The sequence below is a fragment of the Dactylosporangium fulvum genome (assembly GCF_025137375.1).
Taxonomy (GTDB): Bacteria; Actinomycetota; Actinomycetes; order Mycobacteriales; family Micromonosporaceae; genus Dactylosporangium; species Dactylosporangium fulvum.
Genome location: NZ_CP073720.1, coordinates 6,467,882 through 6,484,355 on the forward strand (window position 1 = coordinate 6,467,882; position 16,474 = coordinate 6,484,355).

The window sequence follows — 16,474 nt, forward strand, 5'->3', positions numbered from 1 at the left end:
GCTCCGGCCGCCTGAGCTCCACCCTGAGCCCATGTGAGCGGCCCCTCCGCTACGCTCCGGACCGCTCATGCGCCCTCCGCTCCGCTCCGGACCGCTCATGCGACGTCCCTCCAGTGCCGGACCCAGCCGGCCCGCCGGTCCTCCACGACCCGGTGCATCAGCCCGCACCGGTGCACCGGACCCGCCCGCAGCTGCGCCGGGAACGCGCCGGACTCGCGGATCTCCCGCATGACGTCGGCGTGCAGGCCCGGCAGCCGTGGATCCTCGACGAAGGCCATCGCGTTGAACCGGGCCTCCCAGATGCCGTGCACGACGCCGTCGGCCTCGCTGAGCGCCGCCACCTCCCCGGGCACCCGCTTGTCGCGGATCTCCCGCGCCAGCAGCTCGGCGTTGAAGAACTCCCGCTTGGCCGCGCCGACCTCGATATGCCCGGCCGCGCGCAGCTGCCGCACGAACAACGCACCGTCCAGGTCGGTCTCGTCCTGCGGCGCCGGCTCCCGCACCGGCGCCCGCTGCGGCGGCACCGGCGAATACGGGTCGTAGAAGTGCCGCCGGACGTGCGCACAGTCGGGCTTGACGAGCAGGTTGCGCAGCACGTTCTCGTGCCACAGCTCGATGGTGATCCCGGTCTCCCGCTGCCGGCGGGCCCGCCAGTTGTCCCACCACTGCGCGGTCTGCGCGTCCATGCTCGCCGGGACGCAGAGAATCCACTGGCCGAGCCGGTAGCCGTGGCGGGCCGCGGCGTTGACCGCGGAGTCGAACGACTCGCGGATCTGCCCCTGGGACGAGCGGGTGACGGCCGGCCAGAAGTACTTCGACTGCCAGACGACAACGAGCCCGGACAGCTCCCCGAGCAGGATGTCGATGCCCCAGTCGCCGGGGTTGGCGGTGATCGCACGGGCACCGGGGTAGATCGCGGCGAGCAGCATGGCGAGCATCTGCTCGAAGTCGTCACGGGCGCCCGCGAGGTTGCCCGCCCGCAGCTGGTGCGCGGCGAAGTTGATCGGGGGCTCACCGGAGGCAAGGCTCGTCGCAGCGGCAGTCGCGGTCATCGCCTCCCTCCTTCAACCGCAGCTTCCGACCCCATTGATACTTATGGCTCCAAGATTGTCACGCGCAGCTATCGATCCGCTACCCACAGCGCGATGTTCGTGCGCATTTCACCGGCTGTTGGTCGCCCGATCGGGCGGATCAGAGTTTGTCCAGATTGATGTCCGCATAGATGGCGGCGTGGTCCGAGCCCGCGTGCACCGGCCGGGTCATCGTGTCATAGATCGGCCACAGCACGCCGCGGCGGCCGCCCCACACGCCCTTGCGCAGAATGCCGCCGCCGGTCGCCGCCGCGAACAGCGCCGGTGACAGCAGGACGTAGTCGAGCTTGTTGCGGGCGGTGCAGGAGCCGTACGTGCCGGGCCGCCCGCCGTCGTCGAAGCCCGGATGCGTGGCGATGTCCCGCAGGTCGGTCGCGCGCAGCAGCGGCGCGAGCGGCTCGCTGTCCGGGGTGTCGTTGAGGTCGCCGACGACCGCGACCAGCGGGGTGGACCGGCTGCGGTAGATCTCGGCCACGCGGGCCGCCTGCCGCCGCCGCGCCGCGTCGGAGGCGACCTTCCCGCCGTACCCCTTGCTCTTGAGATGGTTGACGAGCACGACGAGGTCACCGCCGCCGGGGATCCGGAAGTGGTACTCCGGGCAGTCGCGACTGAAGATCCGGCCGCGCTCGTCGGTGTCGTCGACGTGGGTCCGCTGACCGATCAGCGGATAGTCCACCGTGGACATGACCCCGACGTCGATGCCACGCTCGTCGTTGCCGTCGACGACCATGATGTGGGGGTACAACCCCCCGAGCCCGCCCTCGGCGAAGCGCCGCAGCGCGAGCCGGCTCTCCGCCTCGATCACGCCGAGGATGTCGGCGCGCACGTCGAGGATCACCCGCGCGGTGTTGAGCAGGGCCAGCTCGTCCACCCGGTCGGTCGTCAGCTCGACCCAGCCGATCCAGTCGGACCGGCCCCCGGCGACGATCTCGACCCGGCCGTCGCGGCGCCGCGTGACGAGCCGCCCGCGGTTCTGCCGCAGCCGGGCGAACTTCGCCGTGTCGCTGTTGCGCAGCCCGAGCCGGCCCAGCTCGCGGAGGACGTCGTGCTGGACCTCCGGCGTGTAGACCGGCTCCTCGAGCAGCTCACACACCCGCTCGAAGGCTTCGAGGACCGGCCGGCCGGCGGCCCATGTGCGCTGGTCGAAGATCTTCGCGCGGTTGAAGAGGTTCTCGACGTTGTAGCTCGCGATGCGCATCGGTTACGAGAGTAGGGGCCGCGTGTCACCTGCGGGTGGCATGGTCACCCGGATGGTGTCGCGATCATGGCTGGCGGTCGAGTTCGGACTGGTCTTCTTCGTCCTCGTCGGGCTCTTCGCCCTCGTGCGTGTGCCGGGCGGCCCGATCCCGGCGCTGCTGGTGCTGACCGTCGTGGTCGCCTTCTACTTCCGGCGGGCCCGGACGTTCGACCGGCGCGACCTGTGGCGGGCCTCGGCGCTGCTGCCCGCGCTGCCGTCGATCCTGCGGCTCTTCGCCGCGGCGGCCGTGGTCGCCGTCGCCGGGGTGTTCCTGTTCGACCGTGCGCACCTGTTCGACCTCCCGCTGCACAACCCCGGGCTCTGGGCGCTCATCACCGTGGCCTATCCGGTCGTGTCGGTCTATCCGCAGGAGCTGCTCTTCCGGGCGTTCCTGCTGCACCGGTACGGCCCGCTGTTCGGCACCGAGCGCGTGGCGGCCTGCTGGAGCGCCGTCGCCTTCGGCTTCGCGCACATCCTCTTCGGCAACGTCCTCGCCGTCGTGCTCACCCTGGCCGGAGGATGGCTGTTCGCCCGGCGCTTCCAGCAGACCCGCTCCCTGCTGACCGCCTGCGTGGAGCACGCGCTCTACGGCCTGCTCATCTTCACCGTAGGTCTGGGGCGGTATTTCTACCACGGCACGCAGTTCGGGGCATAGCGACGTATCGTCGACCTTATGGACATCGGCATCGGCCTTCCGACAACGCTCAACATCGCCGGACCGGATCTGCTGGCCTGGGCCCGCCGCGCCGAGGACCGCGGGTTCGCGACACTCGGCACGATCGACCGCATCGTCTACCCGAACTACGACACGCTGACCTCGCTCGCCGCCGTCGCCGGCGCGACCACGCGCATCAAGCTGTTCACCGACATCCTGCTCGCCCCGATGTACCCACCGGTGTGGCTGGCCAAGGCGACCGCGGGCCTCGACGCCATCTCCGGCGGCCGGCTCACCCTGGGCCTCGGCATCGGCGGCCGGCCCGACGACTACGCCGCGATGGACCGGCCGTTCAACCGCCGCGGCGCACTCATGGACGAAACGCTGGTCCTGCTGCAGCGAGTCTGGGCCGGCGAACCGGTCGGCGGCGCCCTGCCGGTCGCGCCCGCCCCGGCGCGCGAGGGCCGGGTCCCGATCCTCATGGGCGGCAACAGCGAGGCGGCGATCGCCCGCACCGTGCGGTTCGCGGACGGCTGGACGATGGGCGGCGGCGGCCCGGACCAGGCAGCCTCGATGGTGCAACGGATCCGCCACGCGTGGCGCGAGGGCGGCCGCGAGGGCGAGCCGCGGCTGGCGGCGTTGGTGTACTACGGTTTCGGCGATCTCAGCGCGTCGGCGACCGCCCTGCGCAAGTACTACGGTTTCCTGGGCGAGTGGGCGGACCGGATCGTGGAGAGCCGGATCACCAAGCCCGACCAGGCGGTGTCCGTGACCCGCGCGTTCGAGGAGATCGGGATTCGCGAGGTAATGTTCTTCCCGACGATCCCGGCACTGTCCGAAGTGGACGCCCTGGCCGAGGCCGTTCTGTAGGCGGCGACCACCCGGCCTGACCACGGGTTTTGCCGTGCCCGTGTGATGTGTCGTTGTGGTGCCCCTGCCGCACCGTGTGCGATCCGGTGCCGGTCATGGCCCGGCAAGGTCAGCCATGACCGGCACCGGATCGCCGGCAGCCCGCAACGACCGCCGTATCGGCGACGCCCCCGCACCGGGGCGGACGGTTCTCTGGTGCCGCACGCGGCCATGCTGTCTTGCCGCAAACCGTCACGCCACCGCCCGGACCATTCGCACCCGGCGGCCCATGAGCAACAGGTCCCAGACCGCCGAACTCGTCAGCCGCGGCATCACCGCGTGACCGGCACCGCCGCCGGCACACGCTATGCCACGGCCGGCCCTCCACACCGCGACCGGCCCTCCGCGTCGCGACCGGCCCTCCGCACCGCGGGGCACGACACTGGCGGCGACAGCCTGACCCGGCGCCGGCTCGGTGCGTGCCGAACGGCCGCACGGACTCCCGGTCCACGGCCACGACACCGGCCCGGCGTATGCCCGAACGGCCATACGGGCTCGGGAGCCACACCGACCACAACACCGACCCGGCACACGCCGAACAGCCAAGCGAACTCCGAAGCCACACCGACCACAACACCGACCCGGCACACTCCGAAGGGCCGCGCGGACTCCCGGGCCACGGCCACGACACCGACCCGGCACACGCCGAAGGGCCGCGCGGACTCCCGAGCCACGGCCACGACACCTGCCCGGCGTATGCCCGAACGGCCATACGGGCTCTGGAGCCACACCGGCCACGACACCGGCCCGGCACACGCCAGACGGCCATACGAGCCCCCAGGCCACCGGCCGCGACACCGGCGGCGGAAGCTGCCGAGCAGCAGCCGTCGGGCCGCACCGTCAAGCGGGCAGGCGAGTTCGACATGCGCATAGATTCCGGTCGCCACCTGGAATACACCCAGCCGATGGAGACATTTCCGACATCTTGGTGCATCGACAGGCGTGCATGCGGCCACTTTCCCATGATCCCGAAGACTTCGCGCCGTCCGGGCAGCCACAAGTCTTCGGGATCATGAGAATTCACCAGCAGACTGATCGATCCTGATCGAACTTTGTCCAAATATTGAGAGCAGTGCCGATGCGGTCCGGTCCGACAGCCGGCCAGTTCGGGTGACCACCCGCGAGCAGGCCTGCTCCCACCGGCCACCCCGGCACGGCAGGCTCCCGAGCCGCACCGGGCACGGCAGCGACGGCGGGAACGCTCCCGCCGGGCACCCACCCCGGAACCGACCGAGCAGCACGCCAGGCCTGAACGACACGACACACGTCGCCGTCACCATGCGCCGAGCAGCAGGCACAGCCCATGCACCCACCACATCCAGGCAGGCAGGCAGCACGGGCGACCGCACCGGCCAGCCCAGCCGGGCAGCCCGCTCGACCACCGCGCCGGGCCGAGCCTCGCCAACCGGACAGGCCGCACAACCAGCCGCCGCCCGGCCCGCCGCCTGGCCCACCGACCGGCCCGCCGATCAGCCCGCCGACCAGCCCGCCGACCGCGCCGCACGACCGAGCCGCCGCCCGGCCCACCGACCAGCCCACCGACCGAGCCGCACGACCGAGCCGCACGACCGGCCCACCGACCAGCCCACCGACCGAGCCGCCGACCGAGCCGCCGACCGAGCCGCACGACCGAGCCGCCGCCCGGCCCACCGACCAGCCCACCGACCAGCCCGCCAACCAGGCCGCATGACCAGGCCGCCCTGGGACCGTGCCGACTGACGGCATCAGCCATGATCACGGACGTTTCAGTGGGTCCCGGGCCACCAGAAGTTCCGTGATCATGAAACGCTCGCCGGAACTGCGCACCGACAGCGCAATTGGCCGGTCGGAATACGGCGCAGCCGGCGAGTGCCGGCCAGGCAGCCCGCGCACACCGGCGGCGTCGGGGACGACTGGCACCGTCGTCGCCGTGGACCCGGCGTCAGGGTCTCGGGATCAAATGGCGGGCCAGCGTTTTCAGCGCCGCCTGGACCTCCGGGAGGGCCGACTTGTCGGCCAGGGCCGCGGCCAGGGCGTCGTCGATCGGGGTCGCGGTCACCACCAGCAGTCTGCTGGTCGCGGCCGGGTTGGGGCGTACCAGTGTGCGGCGGCGGTCTTTCGGGTCAGGGGTTGTGATCACCGCGCCGCTGTCCTGGAGGCGGGCTATCGACGCCGAGACGTGGCTCTGCGGGAAGCAGGTCCGCGCGGTGATCTCGCTGACCGAACTGTCCGGGTGCTGGGCGATGTCGACCAGCACCGAACGCACGCTGGCCGGCAGGTCCTCACCGCCCGGCAACGGCAGCGCGGCGCCGCCGATCTTCATCAGGGCGCGAGCCAGCACGAGCAGTTCCAAGCCGTTCACCGCCCCAGAATACAACAGACTTGATGCATCAGGTCTGATGGTTTAGCGTCTCGCTCATGTACACCTCGAAACGCGGCGACGGGGATCGACTGCTCGTGATCGTCCAGGGCGGCGACGGTGACGCCGACGGGTCGGCGGCCCTCGTCGACGCACTCGTGAGCGGCGGCGGGTTCACCGTCCTGACCTATGACCGCCGGGGGCTGTCCCGCAGCCCCGCGGGTGAAGGACCGGTGACGATCGAGTCGCACACCGACGACCTGGCACTCCTGCTCGCCATGCACGCCAAGGCGCCCGTCGACGTGCTCGGCATCAGCATCGGCGCCCTGATCGGCCTCGATCTGGCAGCCCGCTATCCAGGGTTGGTACGGTCCGTGGTCGCCCACGAGCCGCCCCTCACCCAGCTGCTGGACGACCCGGCCGAGTTCGTCGCCGCGCAGCGGGAGGTCGAGGCGGCGTTCGCGGCCGAGGGCGTGCCGGCCGCGATGCGCCGGTTCCTCGCGATGACACGCCTCGACCCGGACGACCGGGAGGACGACGTGGTGCTCCCCCGGCCGTCGGCGGACCGGCTGGCCAACCTGACGTTCTTCCTGACCCACGACGCCCCGGCCGCCCGCCGGTTCCGGCTCTACCTGGAGCCGCTGTTGATGGAACCGCCGCGCGTCGTCCCGGCCGTCGGCGAGCACTCCCGCGGCAACATGCACGCCGCGCCGGTGGAGGCCCTGGCGAAGGCGCTCGGCAAGGACGTCACCGAGTTCCCCGGCGGCCACAGCGGCCACGTGTTCCGCCCCAAGGCGTTCGCGGCGAGGCTCCGCCAGGTCCTGGAACAGGACGAAGCCCCACGAGGCGCCTGAGCTACCCGCAGGGTGTCACCACTGCGCGAACGGCACGTTCCAGTCGCCGAGTCCGTCGGTCAGCGGCAGGTTCTTGCCGGTGTTGCGCACCTCGACGACGTCGCCGGTGCCGAACGTGTCGTAGAACCACTGGGCGTTGGCCGGGCCGACGTTGATGCAGCCGTGCGAGGTGTTGGCCTTGCCCTGCTGCGGGATGTTCCAGTCGGCCATGTGGACGTACTCACCGGAGAGCGAGATGCGGCAGGCCAGCCGGATCTTCTCCTCGTAGTAGTCGGGGTGGTTCTTGTCGGTGATGCCATAGCTCGCCGAGCTCATCGTGACGAGCGGCTCCTTGGTCATGAGGACGTGCACGCCCGACATGGTCAGGAAGTCGATCTTCTCGCCGTTGGAGCCGGTCCGCGTGCCGCCGCCCTTGCCCATGCTGACCGGGATCCGCCGCACCATCTGGCCGTCGATGTAGCACTCCATCTGGTGCGTCTTCGAGTCGGCGATCGCGATGCGGGACGGGCCGATGGTGAAGCTGGCGCTGGAGTTGCCGCCGCCGTAGAGGCCGTTGCCGAGGTCGACGCCGAGGAGCTTGACGCTGACCTTGACCGTGGTGCCCTTCGCCCAGTACTTCGCCGGACGCCAGTGGGCACTCTGGCCACTCACCCAGTGCCACTTGCCCTCGACCGCGGGCTCGGTGGTGACGGTCATCGCCTGCTCGGCGGCGTCCTTGTTCTTGACGGCCTTGTTGAAGTACACGATCACGGGCTGGCCGACGCCGTAGGTGCCGCCGTTCTTGAGCGCCGCCATCGGGTTGGCCTGGAACGTGATCGACGCTGTGTTCGTCGGCTTCAGCGTGGTGAAGGTGCTGGTCTGGTTGACGGCGGCGCCTGCCGCGTCGGTGCCCGTGACGGTGACGGTGTACGTCTGGCCGTAGCCGAGGTTGCCGCTGGACGCCCACTGTTTCTTGTCGTCGGAGAGCTTGCCGTCGACGTTCTTGCCGCCGCCGCTCACGGTGACGCTCTCGAGGGTGCCGTTGTCGATCGCGACCGTGACCGGGCTGCCCGGCAGCACGTCCTTGGCGTCGGCGGCCGGCGTGACGGTGACCGTCGCGGGCTGCGCGCCACCGCCACCGGCACCGCCGGACGGATCACCCGCCGCCCCGGCGCCCGTGCCCTTGGACTTGCCGTCCGAGCAGGCGGCGATCGCGACTCCGGTCGCCACCCCCACCCCGGTGGTCAACATCGTGCGACGACTCAGCATGGTTGTGCCCTCCCCCGTCCGCGAACGGTACCGACCCGAAACCGCCTCGCAAAACCCCGAGCGGGAGATGCCCCGATTTGTCGGGTCGACCAGGCATCCCGCCAGCCTCTCGTAGACGTCGCGCAAGCCGGTGCGGGTTGCATTGCCGCCATGACCGGCCGGCCCTGAATCGCAGAGTGTGCGAAAAGCCGCTCCCCGTGATCACTTTCTGTCAGATTGACAAAAAGCTACTCTACATTCATGCCCGACGATCCATGGGTGCCGCCCGCAGTGCTCCTCGCGGTGGACCTCGTCATCCTTACGCTGCGCGACTCCTGCCTCCAGGTGCTGCTCGTGGAGCGCGGCGTCGACCCGCACCGGGGCACCTTGGCACTTCCCGGCGGCTTCCTGAACCACTCGGAAGAGGACCTCCTCGCGGCGGCCCGCCGCGAACTGTCCGAGGAGGCGGGTCTGGAGGCCGATCACCTGCACCTCGAACAACTGGGTGTGTACGGCGCACCCGGCCGCGACCCGAGGGGACGGGTCGTCTCCGTGGCGTATCTGGCGATCGCGCCCCGGCTACCGGAGCCGATCGCCGGCACCGACGCCTCGGACGCGTGCTGGACGCCGACCGCGGGCGCGCTGTCAGGAACTGTCCCGCTCGCCTTCGACCATCACCGGATCATCGCCGACGGCGTCGAGCGCGCCCGCACCAAGCTCGAACACTCCGCGCTGGCCACCGCGTTCTGCGGCCCGACGTTCACGATCTCGGAGTTACAGGACGTCTACGAGGCGGTGTGGGGCGTCCTGCTCGACCCCCGGAACTTCTACCGCAAGGTCCAGAGCGTCGCGGGCTTCATCGTTCCCGCCGACCGGACGAGGAAGACGGACACCGGACGTCCCGCGCGGCTGTTCCGTGCCGGTCCCCGCACGACGCTGCATCCCCCGATGACCAGACCGGCCAGTTCGGCAGAAAAGGAGACGGCAGAAGCATGAACGGCAGTCTCGTCGTGATCCTCACGGCCCTCAATCTCGAATACGAGGCGGTCCGGGAGCGGATGACCGATCCGCGGCTGCACCGGCACCCGGCCGGCACACGCTTCGAGACCGGCCGCCTCGGCCCGAGCGGATGTCGTGTCGCGCTCGGCCTGGTGGGCAAGGGCAACCATCCGGCGGCGGTGCTGGCCGAGCGGGCCATCGCCGAGTTCTCCCCGGCGGCGGTGCTCTTCGTCGGTGTCGCCGGCGCCCTGTGGCCGAGCATCCGGCTCGGGGACGTGGTGGTGGCCTCGCAGGTCTACGCGTACCACGGTGGCACGAGCGAGGACGACGGCCTCAAGGCCCGCCCGAGAGCCTGGGAGATCTCCCACGGCGCCGGCCAGATCGCGCAGCACCTGATCCGGAGCGGCGCGTGGGCCCTCGGTCTTCCCGACGGCGGCACCCCCGAGGTCCACTTCGGACCGATCGCGGCGGGTGAGGTCGTGCAGGACTCCGCGGTCTCCGAGCAGGCCAGATGGGTTCGACAGCACTACAACGACGCGGTGGCGATCGAGATGGAGAGTGCCGGCGTCGCGCAGGCGGGCCATCTGAACCGGGCGCTACCGGTGGTCGTCGTCCGCGGCATCAGCGACCGGGCCGACGGCACCAAGACGACCACCGACGGGGCGAACTGGCAGCCACGAGCGGCCGCGAACGCGGCGGGGTTCGCGGTGGCCCTGGCCCAGGAATTGATCGCCGACGACACGGCCGGCCGGCCGGAACCGATGGAGAGGGGCGGGAAGGCGCGGATGGGCTTGTCGAACACGAACATCGCCACCGGCAACGCGCGGGTCGGCGTGCAGGCCGGACAGATCCACGGCACCGTCATGATCGGCGCCGAGCCGGAGCGGCCGGCCGACCTCACGGCGGCGATCGTGGAACTCCGGGACCTTCTCAGGCGGGCGCACCGGGAACACCGGCTGGACGAGGACACCTACGCCGCGGCAGAGGCGGAGCTGGACACCGCGAGCGACTGCCTGGAGGAGAACACGGCGCGCAGCAGACGCACGCTGCTGGTGGCGCTCAAGAGGTTCAGCGGTCTGGTGACGGACGTGGCGGAGCTGGCCGCGAAGGTGGCCTCGATCGTCGCCGTGGCCAAGGGCCTGTCGTGACGACGCCCGTCACGACCAACGTCGCGCAGGACGACGCCCAGGTCGGTGTGCAGGCACAAGCGGTCCACGGCAACATCACCGTCTACCAGGTGGCACCGGACGCCCCGCCGGTTGAACGCTTCAGCATCGGCGTGCGGTACCTCGACGCCCGGATGCCGACCAGGGCACGGGAACTCATCGAGGACGCCGCGGCGCAGGGCTACGAGACCGACGAGGTGCGGTTCCACCAGCTGCTCGCCCTGCTGAGCGGGCGGACCCTGCGGCAGTTGGGCACCGAGGACCTCAACCAGCTCTCCTCCATCTGCGACACCATCGCCCACCTGAACGGCACCGATGAGTGGACGGCCGGCCTGCGGGCCATCCTCCGGCTGCTCAGCTCCCTCAACACCGCCGACACCGAACTGGTCGTCAAGGAGGTCGAAGCGCTCGGGCCGCGACAGCGCAACAAGATCTTCGACCACCTGGGTGTGCTGCTCGAAGGGCCCCTGGAAGACCGCATGTGGCACCACTCGATCGAGCGTGCCAGGGCGGGGCAGCTGGCCCATGACAGGAGGGAGCGGGTCTGGATGTTCTTCCACCCGGCCCCTGCCCGGCCCCGGGTCCGGGCCGTCCGACCGGCCTTGATCCCGATGCGTGAACAGCTGCGCACGGTCATCTGCGCGGCCGGCTTCGTGACAGCCGCCGGGACCGTCGGGTGGCTGCTGCTCCAGCACGGCCAGGCTCCCGCGATCCTCGCCTTCCTCCTCTCCGTCGCCGGAGTGGCAGCCGTCATCGTGGGTGGAGGGGACCTGCATTTCCGGCGGGAGCGGTTGCGGGCGAAGGACGCGGCATTCGCCCCGCCCCAGCAACGCCGGGCCCAGGCAGCCTCCGGCGGCTTCGCCGGACAGGTCGACGGGCTCTTCACCAAGTACTTCGCCAGGTACGTGCCCGACGGTACCGACCGGTCAACCTGGGTGACCCGGACGGCCGGGATACGGCGGCAGCTGCGTGACGAACTGGTGGAGATCTACCGGGAGCAGCCGGTCGATGCCGAAAGGATCGCCTGGCTGGTCCGCTACCTCGTGGGCGACGTCCGACAGCGATGGGAGCACGGCACCATGACGGCGTACCGCGCCGAGCTCCGTGCCCCGCTGTCGGCAAAGGCCCTGTTCGCGGGCGGGCTGCTGGCTGCCGTCACAGGGGGGCTCTGGATGACGCCCACCGCGGTGCTCGCCGCGCCGTTGCGTGGAACGGTGTGCGTGCTCCTCGCCGTGGCATGCGGTGTGATCGGCGTCAGGACGTGGTTCCGCATCGCCAGCGAACGGCAGCGCGAAAGGGCCGACCGGATCGAGCTGGAACAGGAGTTCACCGCGCGATGGGAGGCGTACGAGCGCTGGAAGGAGAAGCTGTCTCGCCGGCCGTCCGACGCCGAGATGGCCTCCTGGCTGGAGTGCGACCGCAAGCTCCTCGTCGACCAGGCCATGCGGCTCTATCGGCTCAGGCCGAGTCACGTGATCGCGCACGCCTTCATCGAGGCGCCCGCCCGGTCCGACAAGAAGGCGCGTGTTCGCAGCGGGCCGTGGCGGTACTCACGGTACCGTCTCCTGCTCTTCCTGCTGACCGACGACGGGGTGCGCCAGGTCGACATCAACCTGGACTTCACGACCGGTTCGTCCACCACGACACAGCGGTTGAACTACCGCTTCGACGCGGTCGCCGCCGTGCGGATCGACGGCGTTGCGATCCAGCAGCAGACGTTCGAGCTGACACTGGTCAACGGCGCCCCGATCAGGGTCCGGGTGACCGAATCGAGCACCGGGACCCTGGAACCCGGAGAGGATCCGGAGACCCTGTCCCAGGTCGCCCTGGACGCATCCGGCCTCACCCACACCCTGAACATCCTGGAAGGCGTCGCCGCCGAGGGGAAGGAATGGATCAGGCACCAGCGCCGGCGAGCCGACGAGCGGCTCACCGAGCTGACGGAGACCGTCCGGGACCTGATCGACTGAGGTATTCCGAGTATTGTGTCGTGACTGTCTGTGATTTTGCGTTGGTTTTCCTATCGTGGCGTTGAAACCCCTGGCGGGGGGACCTGCCCGGCAGGATCGACGTTGTCCGTATCGCCGGGGCCTGGGTGGGTCGGGGCACCTGGAACGGCTCGAACCTGGCCGTTGCGGTCCTTGATCTGCACCGCCACGCCGCCGATGTCGGTGAATCGGACCGGGCCGATGAACCGAGAGTCGTTTGCGACGGCGCGATTGTCGCCGAGGAGGAAGATCATGTGATCCGGCACTGTGGAGGTGGGGAACGGGTCGGTGGCTGTTGCGCCGAGGTACGGCTCAGGCACGGGCGTTCCGTTGACGACGATCGTCGCGCATCGCCCGGTCGGGCCGGCCGGGCACCCGATCGTGTCACCGGAGAGGGCGACCACTCGCAGCATGGCGTCGTACGTGTGACCGTCGCGGGCGAGATGAACGATGACGACATCCCCGCGCGCGGGTGGCAACTTCTTGTTGAGTACGACGCGTTCCCCGACGCGGACGGTGGACTCCATGGCGGTGCTCGGTTGGGTGACGGTGACGTAGTCGCTGCGGCCGAGCAGGGTAGCCGCCGCCAACGTGGTCAGCACCACGAGACCACTGCCAACGCCGGCCGCAGTCTTGCCCAGCCGCCGCGTGCGCCGCTGGCGGTGGGCGCGGTCGAGGACAATCCGGGCCAGATCGGGCTGGGCGCGTGCCGTTGGCGCGGCAGCCGTTGCCAGCCTGCGCAGTTTCTCGGCCGGACTGTGCGGCGAGTGCATGATCGTGTTCATCGCGTCGTCTCCTCTGCGGCGGCGAGGGAAGATTCCAGGGCCGTGCGGATCTTCAGTAGTCCGCGCGCGAGGTTGCTCTTGACCGTTCCTGGCGAGCACTCCATGATCGCGGCCGTCTCGGCTTCGCTGAGTCCATCGATGACGCGCAGCACGACCGTCACCCGCTGTTTCGGCGGGAGGGCGGCAAGGATCTGGTCGAGGTGCGCCCGGGCCGCGATCGCCTCGGCGTGATCTGGCCCGGCAGTCAACAGGTCCGGGTCTGCCTGCACGGGGACAGGGACGAGATAGCTGCGCCGACCACGGTCCTTCGCGAGATTCACAAGCGTCGCCCGAACGTACGCCACCGGGGAATCTAACTGCCTCGACCAGTGCCTGGTTAACCGCAGCAGGGCGGTCTGCAGGACGTCCTCGGCCTCGGCGGCGTCCGGCACAAGCAACCGCGCGAACCGCAGCAACTGGTCGCCATGGACTTGCACGAACTCCGTGAAGTCCTGCTCCTCTGACGGGGTCACACCTACCACAACGAGATCTGTTCCAACGTCGTTGCACGCTAACCGGCCATCTTGTGCATGCCCTCGGCGTAGAAGAGGCTGCCAGCAGTCGCTCCCGCGCCGAGGGCCGCGACATGGTTACTGTGCCTCGACGACCGTCAGCTCGACCTTGTCGGTGTAGAACGCGACACGCTCGGCGATCGGCTCGACCGCGGGATACGGCGTCTCGTAGCTCCACACCACGTTGTTGAGGTCGCCGATGCTGTAGTACGACGCGTCGCCCTTGTACGGGCAGTAGGTGCTGTGGTCGGTCCGCTGCAGCTGGCTCCGGTCGACGTCGGCGAGCGGGATGTAGTAGACGACCGGGTAGTTCGCCTCCTGCAGCGCGAGCGCGTCGGTCGTGTCCGCGACGACCTTCTCGCCGACGCGGACCACGATCCGCTCCTTGGCCGGCTGCACGGTGATCGGATGGTCAGGTCCTGGGATCAGATGGGGACGACTCATCCCTCCACGCTAATGCGGGTCAACTGACGTTGGCAGGGTCATCGCTCGCCGGCGCCGGATCGTCCCGGCGTGATACGCACCCTAGGCAGACCTGCCTGTCGGCAACAACCGGTCCACGAGCCGCCCGGCGGTCGCCTCGTCGAGTGTCCAGGGCAGGAAGATGGCCCGGTAGGCGATCGGGGCGATCACCCCGTCGATCACTTCGTCGGCCGTCACCGGGCTCCCCGGCCCGGCCCGGTCCACGAGCATCGTCGCCTCGGCACGGCGGTTGCGCAGGCAGTCGGACTCCCGCTCGCCGGCCGTCGCCGCGCCGCCGCGCAGCAGGGCCGCGTTCACCGGCTTGCGGTAGTGCTCGACGACCTCACCGGCCCAGGCGACGAGGTCGGCCCGCAGGTCGCCGGTGTCCGGGATGGGCCGGTCCGGATCCAGGCGATACGTGGCGATGTCGTTGATCAGCGTGGCCGCGTCGCCCCACCGCCGGTAGACGCTGGTCGGGTTGACCCCGGCGCGCTCGGCGACCAGCGGGATGGTGACCCGCTCCGCACCCCGCTCGCGGACCAGTTCCTCGACGGCGGCCCGGATCGACGACAGCACCGCGGCGCTGCGCCCGCCCGTACGCCTCACTGGGGCAGCCATAGTGTGACGCTCCTAACGCAAAGGACTTTGCTTTAGCGGGCCGGAACCCGTGTAGCTTCACTGCGAAGCGTAACGCAAAGAGTTTTGCTTTTAGGAGGCACGCGGTGTCGACCAGCACACTCGACCGCCCGTACCAGTCCCTCGACCACCGCCGGCGCACGTTGCCTCCGGGGGTCGCGTTCGCCGGCGCCGGGTTCGCCTTCGCCTCGCTCTACCTCGCCGCCGGCGCACCCACGCCGCTGCTGGTGCTGTTCGAGCGCGAGTGGGGCTTCCCGCCGTGGGTGCTCACCATCGCCTTCGCCGCCTACGCGATCGGCCTGCTCGCGTCACTGGTGGTCGTCGGCTCGCTGTCCGACCACGTCGGCCGCCGCCCGGTGCTCGTCGGCGCGCTGGTCGTCGAGGTCGTCGCGATGGTCATGTTCGTCTTCGCGCCGGACATCGGCTGGGTGATCGCCGCCCGTGTCGTCCAGGGCATCGCCACCGGCGCCGCGAGCAGCGCCTTCACCGCCGCGCTCGTGGAGCTGGCCCCGCCGCGGCACAAACGCCTCGGCGCGATCGTCGGCGCCGTCGCCCCCGCGGGCGGGCTGGGCCTCGGCGCGCTGCTCACCGGCGTAGCCGTCCAGTTCACCCAGCACGCGAACCTGATCGTGTTCACCACGCTCGCCGTGATCATGGCATTCGGTACCGTCACCGCCGCCCTCTCGGCGGAGACCGTCACGCGGCAGGCCGGCGCCCTCGACTCCCTCAAGCCGCGGGTCTCCGTGCCGCCGGCCGCCCGGCGCGAGTTCTTCGCCGCCGCCCCGGTGCACCTGGCGTCGTGGATGTTCGCCGGGCTGTTCATGGGCCTGTCGCCGACGATCATCCGCGACGTGTTCGGCATCGACAGCGGGCTGCTCAACGGCGCGACCGCGTTCCTGCCGGCGACAGCGGCGGCCGCCGCCGGGTTCGTCCTCGGCCGGTTCGCGGCGCGGCGGGTCGTCCTGCTCGGCGCCGTGGCGGTCCTCGTCGGCGCGGTGATCGTGCTCACCGGCGTCGCCGCTGGGCTCCTGCCGCTGCTGTGGATCGGCGGCTTCTTCGGCGGCGCCGGCTTCGGCGCCACGTTCTCGGGCGCCCTGCGCGCGGTCGGCCCGCTCGCCGAGGCGCACCAGCGGGCCGGGCTGTTCGCCGCGGTGTTCCTCGCCGCGTACCTCTCCTTCGGCGTCCCGGTCATCGTGGCGGGCCAGCTGGTCGCGCCGCTGGGCCTGCTCACGACGGTGCTGTGGTACGGCGCGGCGATCGTGCTGGCGGCCGTGGCCGGCGTGGCGACGCAGTGGCGGCTGACCCGCCGGTAACGCTCAGGTCGGCCGGTCGCGCGCCGATGGCAGAGGACCAGCCCCGCACCGGCCGAAGGAGCGTCCATGAGCGTCGGATCGATCGGCTCGTCCGTGACCTGGAGCGTGCCCGCCGCCGGCGCCCCGGTCGACCCGGGCACCCGCCGGGCCCAGGTCAACGCCCAGGCCGACACCCTGTCGGCACTGCTGGGCACCAAGCACAACCTCCAGGTGGCCGCCAACGTCTCCGACGGCACGGGCGTCGACCTGTATATGTAGTCGGT

At 70.5% G+C, this 16,474-nt stretch carries 16 protein-coding genes; 8 read left to right on the top strand and 8 right to left on the bottom strand.

The features are described from left to right. Positions 1-95: 95 nt before the first annotated feature. Positions 96-1,052, bottom strand: coding sequence for a hypothetical protein (locus Dfulv_RS29875; protein WP_259857050.1), 957 nt, complete (start codon positions 1,050-1,052; stop codon positions 96-98). Between the two features lie 139 nt (positions 1,053-1,191). Beyond that, on the bottom strand, positions 1,192-2,289 hold the full coding sequence (locus Dfulv_RS29880) for an endonuclease/exonuclease/phosphatase family protein (RefSeq protein ID WP_259857052.1): 1,098 nt from the start codon (positions 2,287-2,289) through the stop codon (positions 1,192-1,194). A 52-nt stretch (positions 2,290-2,341) separates the two neighbouring features. Between Dfulv_RS29880 and Dfulv_RS29885 the strand changes: the two genes are divergently transcribed. Beyond that, positions 2,342-2,983, top strand: a complete 642-nt coding sequence (locus Dfulv_RS29885) for a CPBP family intramembrane glutamic endopeptidase (protein WP_259857054.1) — start codon at positions 2,342-2,344, stop codon at positions 2,981-2,983. 18 nt (positions 2,984-3,001) lie between these two features. After that, positions 3,002-3,853, top strand: coding sequence for an LLM class flavin-dependent oxidoreductase (locus Dfulv_RS29890; protein ID WP_259857055.1), 852 nt, complete (start codon positions 3,002-3,004; stop codon positions 3,851-3,853). Positions 3,854-5,813: 1,960 nt separating this feature from the next. Here Dfulv_RS29890 and Dfulv_RS29895 read toward each other — a convergent pair. Further along, on the bottom strand, positions 5,814-6,233 hold the full coding sequence (locus Dfulv_RS29895) for a MarR family winged helix-turn-helix transcriptional regulator (RefSeq protein WP_259857056.1): 420 nt from the start codon (positions 6,231-6,233) through the stop codon (positions 5,814-5,816). 56 nt (positions 6,234-6,289) lie between these two features. Here Dfulv_RS29895 and Dfulv_RS29900 point away from each other — a divergent pair, with 56 nt between their 5' ends. Further along, complete coding sequence (locus tag Dfulv_RS29900) at positions 6,290-7,084, top strand: alpha/beta fold hydrolase (protein ID WP_259857057.1); 795 nt, start codon at positions 6,290-6,292, stop codon at positions 7,082-7,084. Between the two features lie 15 nt (positions 7,085-7,099). Here the strand turns inward: Dfulv_RS29900 and Dfulv_RS29905 are convergent, their stop codons facing one another. Beyond that, entirely contained in the window at positions 7,100-8,332 is a 1,233-nt protein-coding gene (locus Dfulv_RS29905; RefSeq protein ID WP_259857058.1) for a L,D-transpeptidase, read from the bottom strand. A 240-nt stretch (positions 8,333-8,572) separates the two neighbouring features. On the opposite strand from Dfulv_RS29905, the gene Dfulv_RS29910 reads away from it, so the two are divergent. Genes Dfulv_RS29910 through Dfulv_RS29920 form a run of 3 tightly spaced genes read left to right on the top strand, consistent with a single transcriptional unit; the run spans position 8,573 to position 12,446 of the window. Beyond that, complete coding sequence (locus tag Dfulv_RS29910) at positions 8,573-9,307, top strand: NUDIX hydrolase (protein WP_259857059.1); 735 nt, start codon at positions 8,573-8,575, stop codon at positions 9,305-9,307. Beyond that, complete coding sequence (locus Dfulv_RS29915; RefSeq protein WP_259857061.1) at positions 9,304-10,458, top strand: 5'-methylthioadenosine/S-adenosylhomocysteine nucleosidase family protein; 1,155 nt, start codon at positions 9,304-9,306, stop codon at positions 10,456-10,458. The genes Dfulv_RS29910 and Dfulv_RS29915 overlap by 4 nt, the downstream gene beginning before the upstream one ends. Then, complete coding sequence (locus tag Dfulv_RS29920; RefSeq protein ID WP_259857063.1) at positions 10,455-12,446, top strand: hypothetical protein; 1,992 nt, start codon at positions 10,455-10,457, stop codon at positions 12,444-12,446. The genes Dfulv_RS29915 and Dfulv_RS29920 overlap by 4 nt, the downstream gene beginning before the upstream one ends. Before the next feature lie 50 nt (positions 12,447-12,496). On the opposite strand, the gene lepB is transcribed toward Dfulv_RS29920, so the two are convergent. From lepB to Dfulv_RS29940, 4 genes are all read right to left on the bottom strand, one after another. Beyond that, positions 12,497-13,249 carry a signal peptidase I gene (gene lepB, locus Dfulv_RS29925; RefSeq protein WP_259857065.1) on the bottom strand — a complete coding sequence of 251 codons (753 nt, stop codon included), beginning with the start codon at positions 13,247-13,249 and terminating at the stop codon, positions 12,497-12,499. Next, positions 13,246-13,704, bottom strand: a complete 459-nt coding sequence (locus tag Dfulv_RS29930) for a sigma-70 family RNA polymerase sigma factor (protein ID WP_259857067.1) — start codon at positions 13,702-13,704, stop codon at positions 13,246-13,248. The genes lepB and Dfulv_RS29930 overlap by 4 nt, the downstream gene beginning before the upstream one ends. Before the next feature lie 174 nt (positions 13,705-13,878). Further along, entirely contained in the window at positions 13,879-14,244 is a 366-nt protein-coding gene (locus Dfulv_RS29935; protein ID WP_259857069.1) for a DUF427 domain-containing protein, read from the bottom strand. Positions 14,245-14,325: 81 nt separating this feature from the next. Beyond that, positions 14,326-14,880 (bottom strand): TetR/AcrR family transcriptional regulator, encoded by a 555-nt coding sequence (locus tag Dfulv_RS29940; RefSeq protein WP_259857071.1) that lies wholly within the window; start codon positions 14,878-14,880, stop codon positions 14,326-14,328. A 104-nt stretch (positions 14,881-14,984) separates the two neighbouring features. Here Dfulv_RS29940 and Dfulv_RS29945 point away from each other — a divergent pair, with 104 nt between their 5' ends. Further along, positions 14,985-16,211: an MFS transporter gene (locus tag Dfulv_RS29945; protein ID WP_259857072.1), complete on the top strand. Its 1,227-nt coding sequence runs from the start codon at positions 14,985-14,987 to the stop codon at positions 16,209-16,211. 66 nt (positions 16,212-16,277) lie between these two features. Continuing rightward, the gene (locus Dfulv_RS29950) at positions 16,278-16,469 is read left to right on the top strand and encodes a hypothetical protein (protein ID WP_259857073.1); all 192 of its coding nucleotides are present in this window, start codon (positions 16,278-16,280) and stop codon (positions 16,467-16,469) included. Positions 16,470-16,474 lie beyond the last annotated feature (5 nt).

What these genes read in the sequence shown, in the direction of transcription:
- Dfulv_RS29950 (WP_259857073.1), top strand. Translation starts at nt 16,278, where the DNA reads ATGAGCGTCGGATCGATCGGCTCGTCCGTGACCTGGAGCGTGCCCGCC.
- Dfulv_RS29940 (WP_259857071.1), bottom strand. Translation starts at nt 14,880, where the DNA reads ATGGCTGCCCCAGTGAGGCGTACGGGCGGGCGCAGCGCCGCGGTGCTG.
- lepB (WP_259857065.1), bottom strand. Translation starts at nt 13,249, where the DNA reads ATGAACACGATCATGCACTCGCCGCACAGTCCGGCCGAGAAACTGCGC.
- Dfulv_RS29900 (WP_259857057.1), top strand. Translation starts at nt 6,290, where the DNA reads ATGTACACCTCGAAACGCGGCGACGGGGATCGACTGCTCGTGATCGTC.
- Dfulv_RS29935 (WP_259857069.1), bottom strand. Translation starts at nt 14,244, where the DNA reads ATGAGTCGTCCCCATCTGATCCCAGGACCTGACCATCCGATCACCGTG.
- Dfulv_RS29915 (WP_259857061.1), top strand. Translation starts at nt 9,304, where the DNA reads ATGAACGGCAGTCTCGTCGTGATCCTCACGGCCCTCAATCTCGAATAC.
- Dfulv_RS29890 (WP_259857055.1), top strand. Translation starts at nt 3,002, where the DNA reads ATGGACATCGGCATCGGCCTTCCGACAACGCTCAACATCGCCGGACCG.
- Dfulv_RS29905 (WP_259857058.1), bottom strand. Translation starts at nt 8,332, where the DNA reads ATGCTGAGTCGTCGCACGATGTTGACCACCGGGGTGGGGGTGGCGACC.
- Dfulv_RS29910 (WP_259857059.1), top strand. Translation starts at nt 8,573, where the DNA reads ATGCCCGACGATCCATGGGTGCCGCCCGCAGTGCTCCTCGCGGTGGAC.
- Dfulv_RS29875 (WP_259857050.1), bottom strand. Translation starts at nt 1,052, where the DNA reads ATGACCGCGACTGCCGCTGCGACGAGCCTTGCCTCCGGTGAGCCCCCG.
- Dfulv_RS29885 (WP_259857054.1), top strand. Translation starts at nt 2,342, where the DNA reads ATGGTGTCGCGATCATGGCTGGCGGTCGAGTTCGGACTGGTCTTCTTC.
- Dfulv_RS29880 (WP_259857052.1), bottom strand. Translation starts at nt 2,289, where the DNA reads ATGCGCATCGCGAGCTACAACGTCGAGAACCTCTTCAACCGCGCGAAG.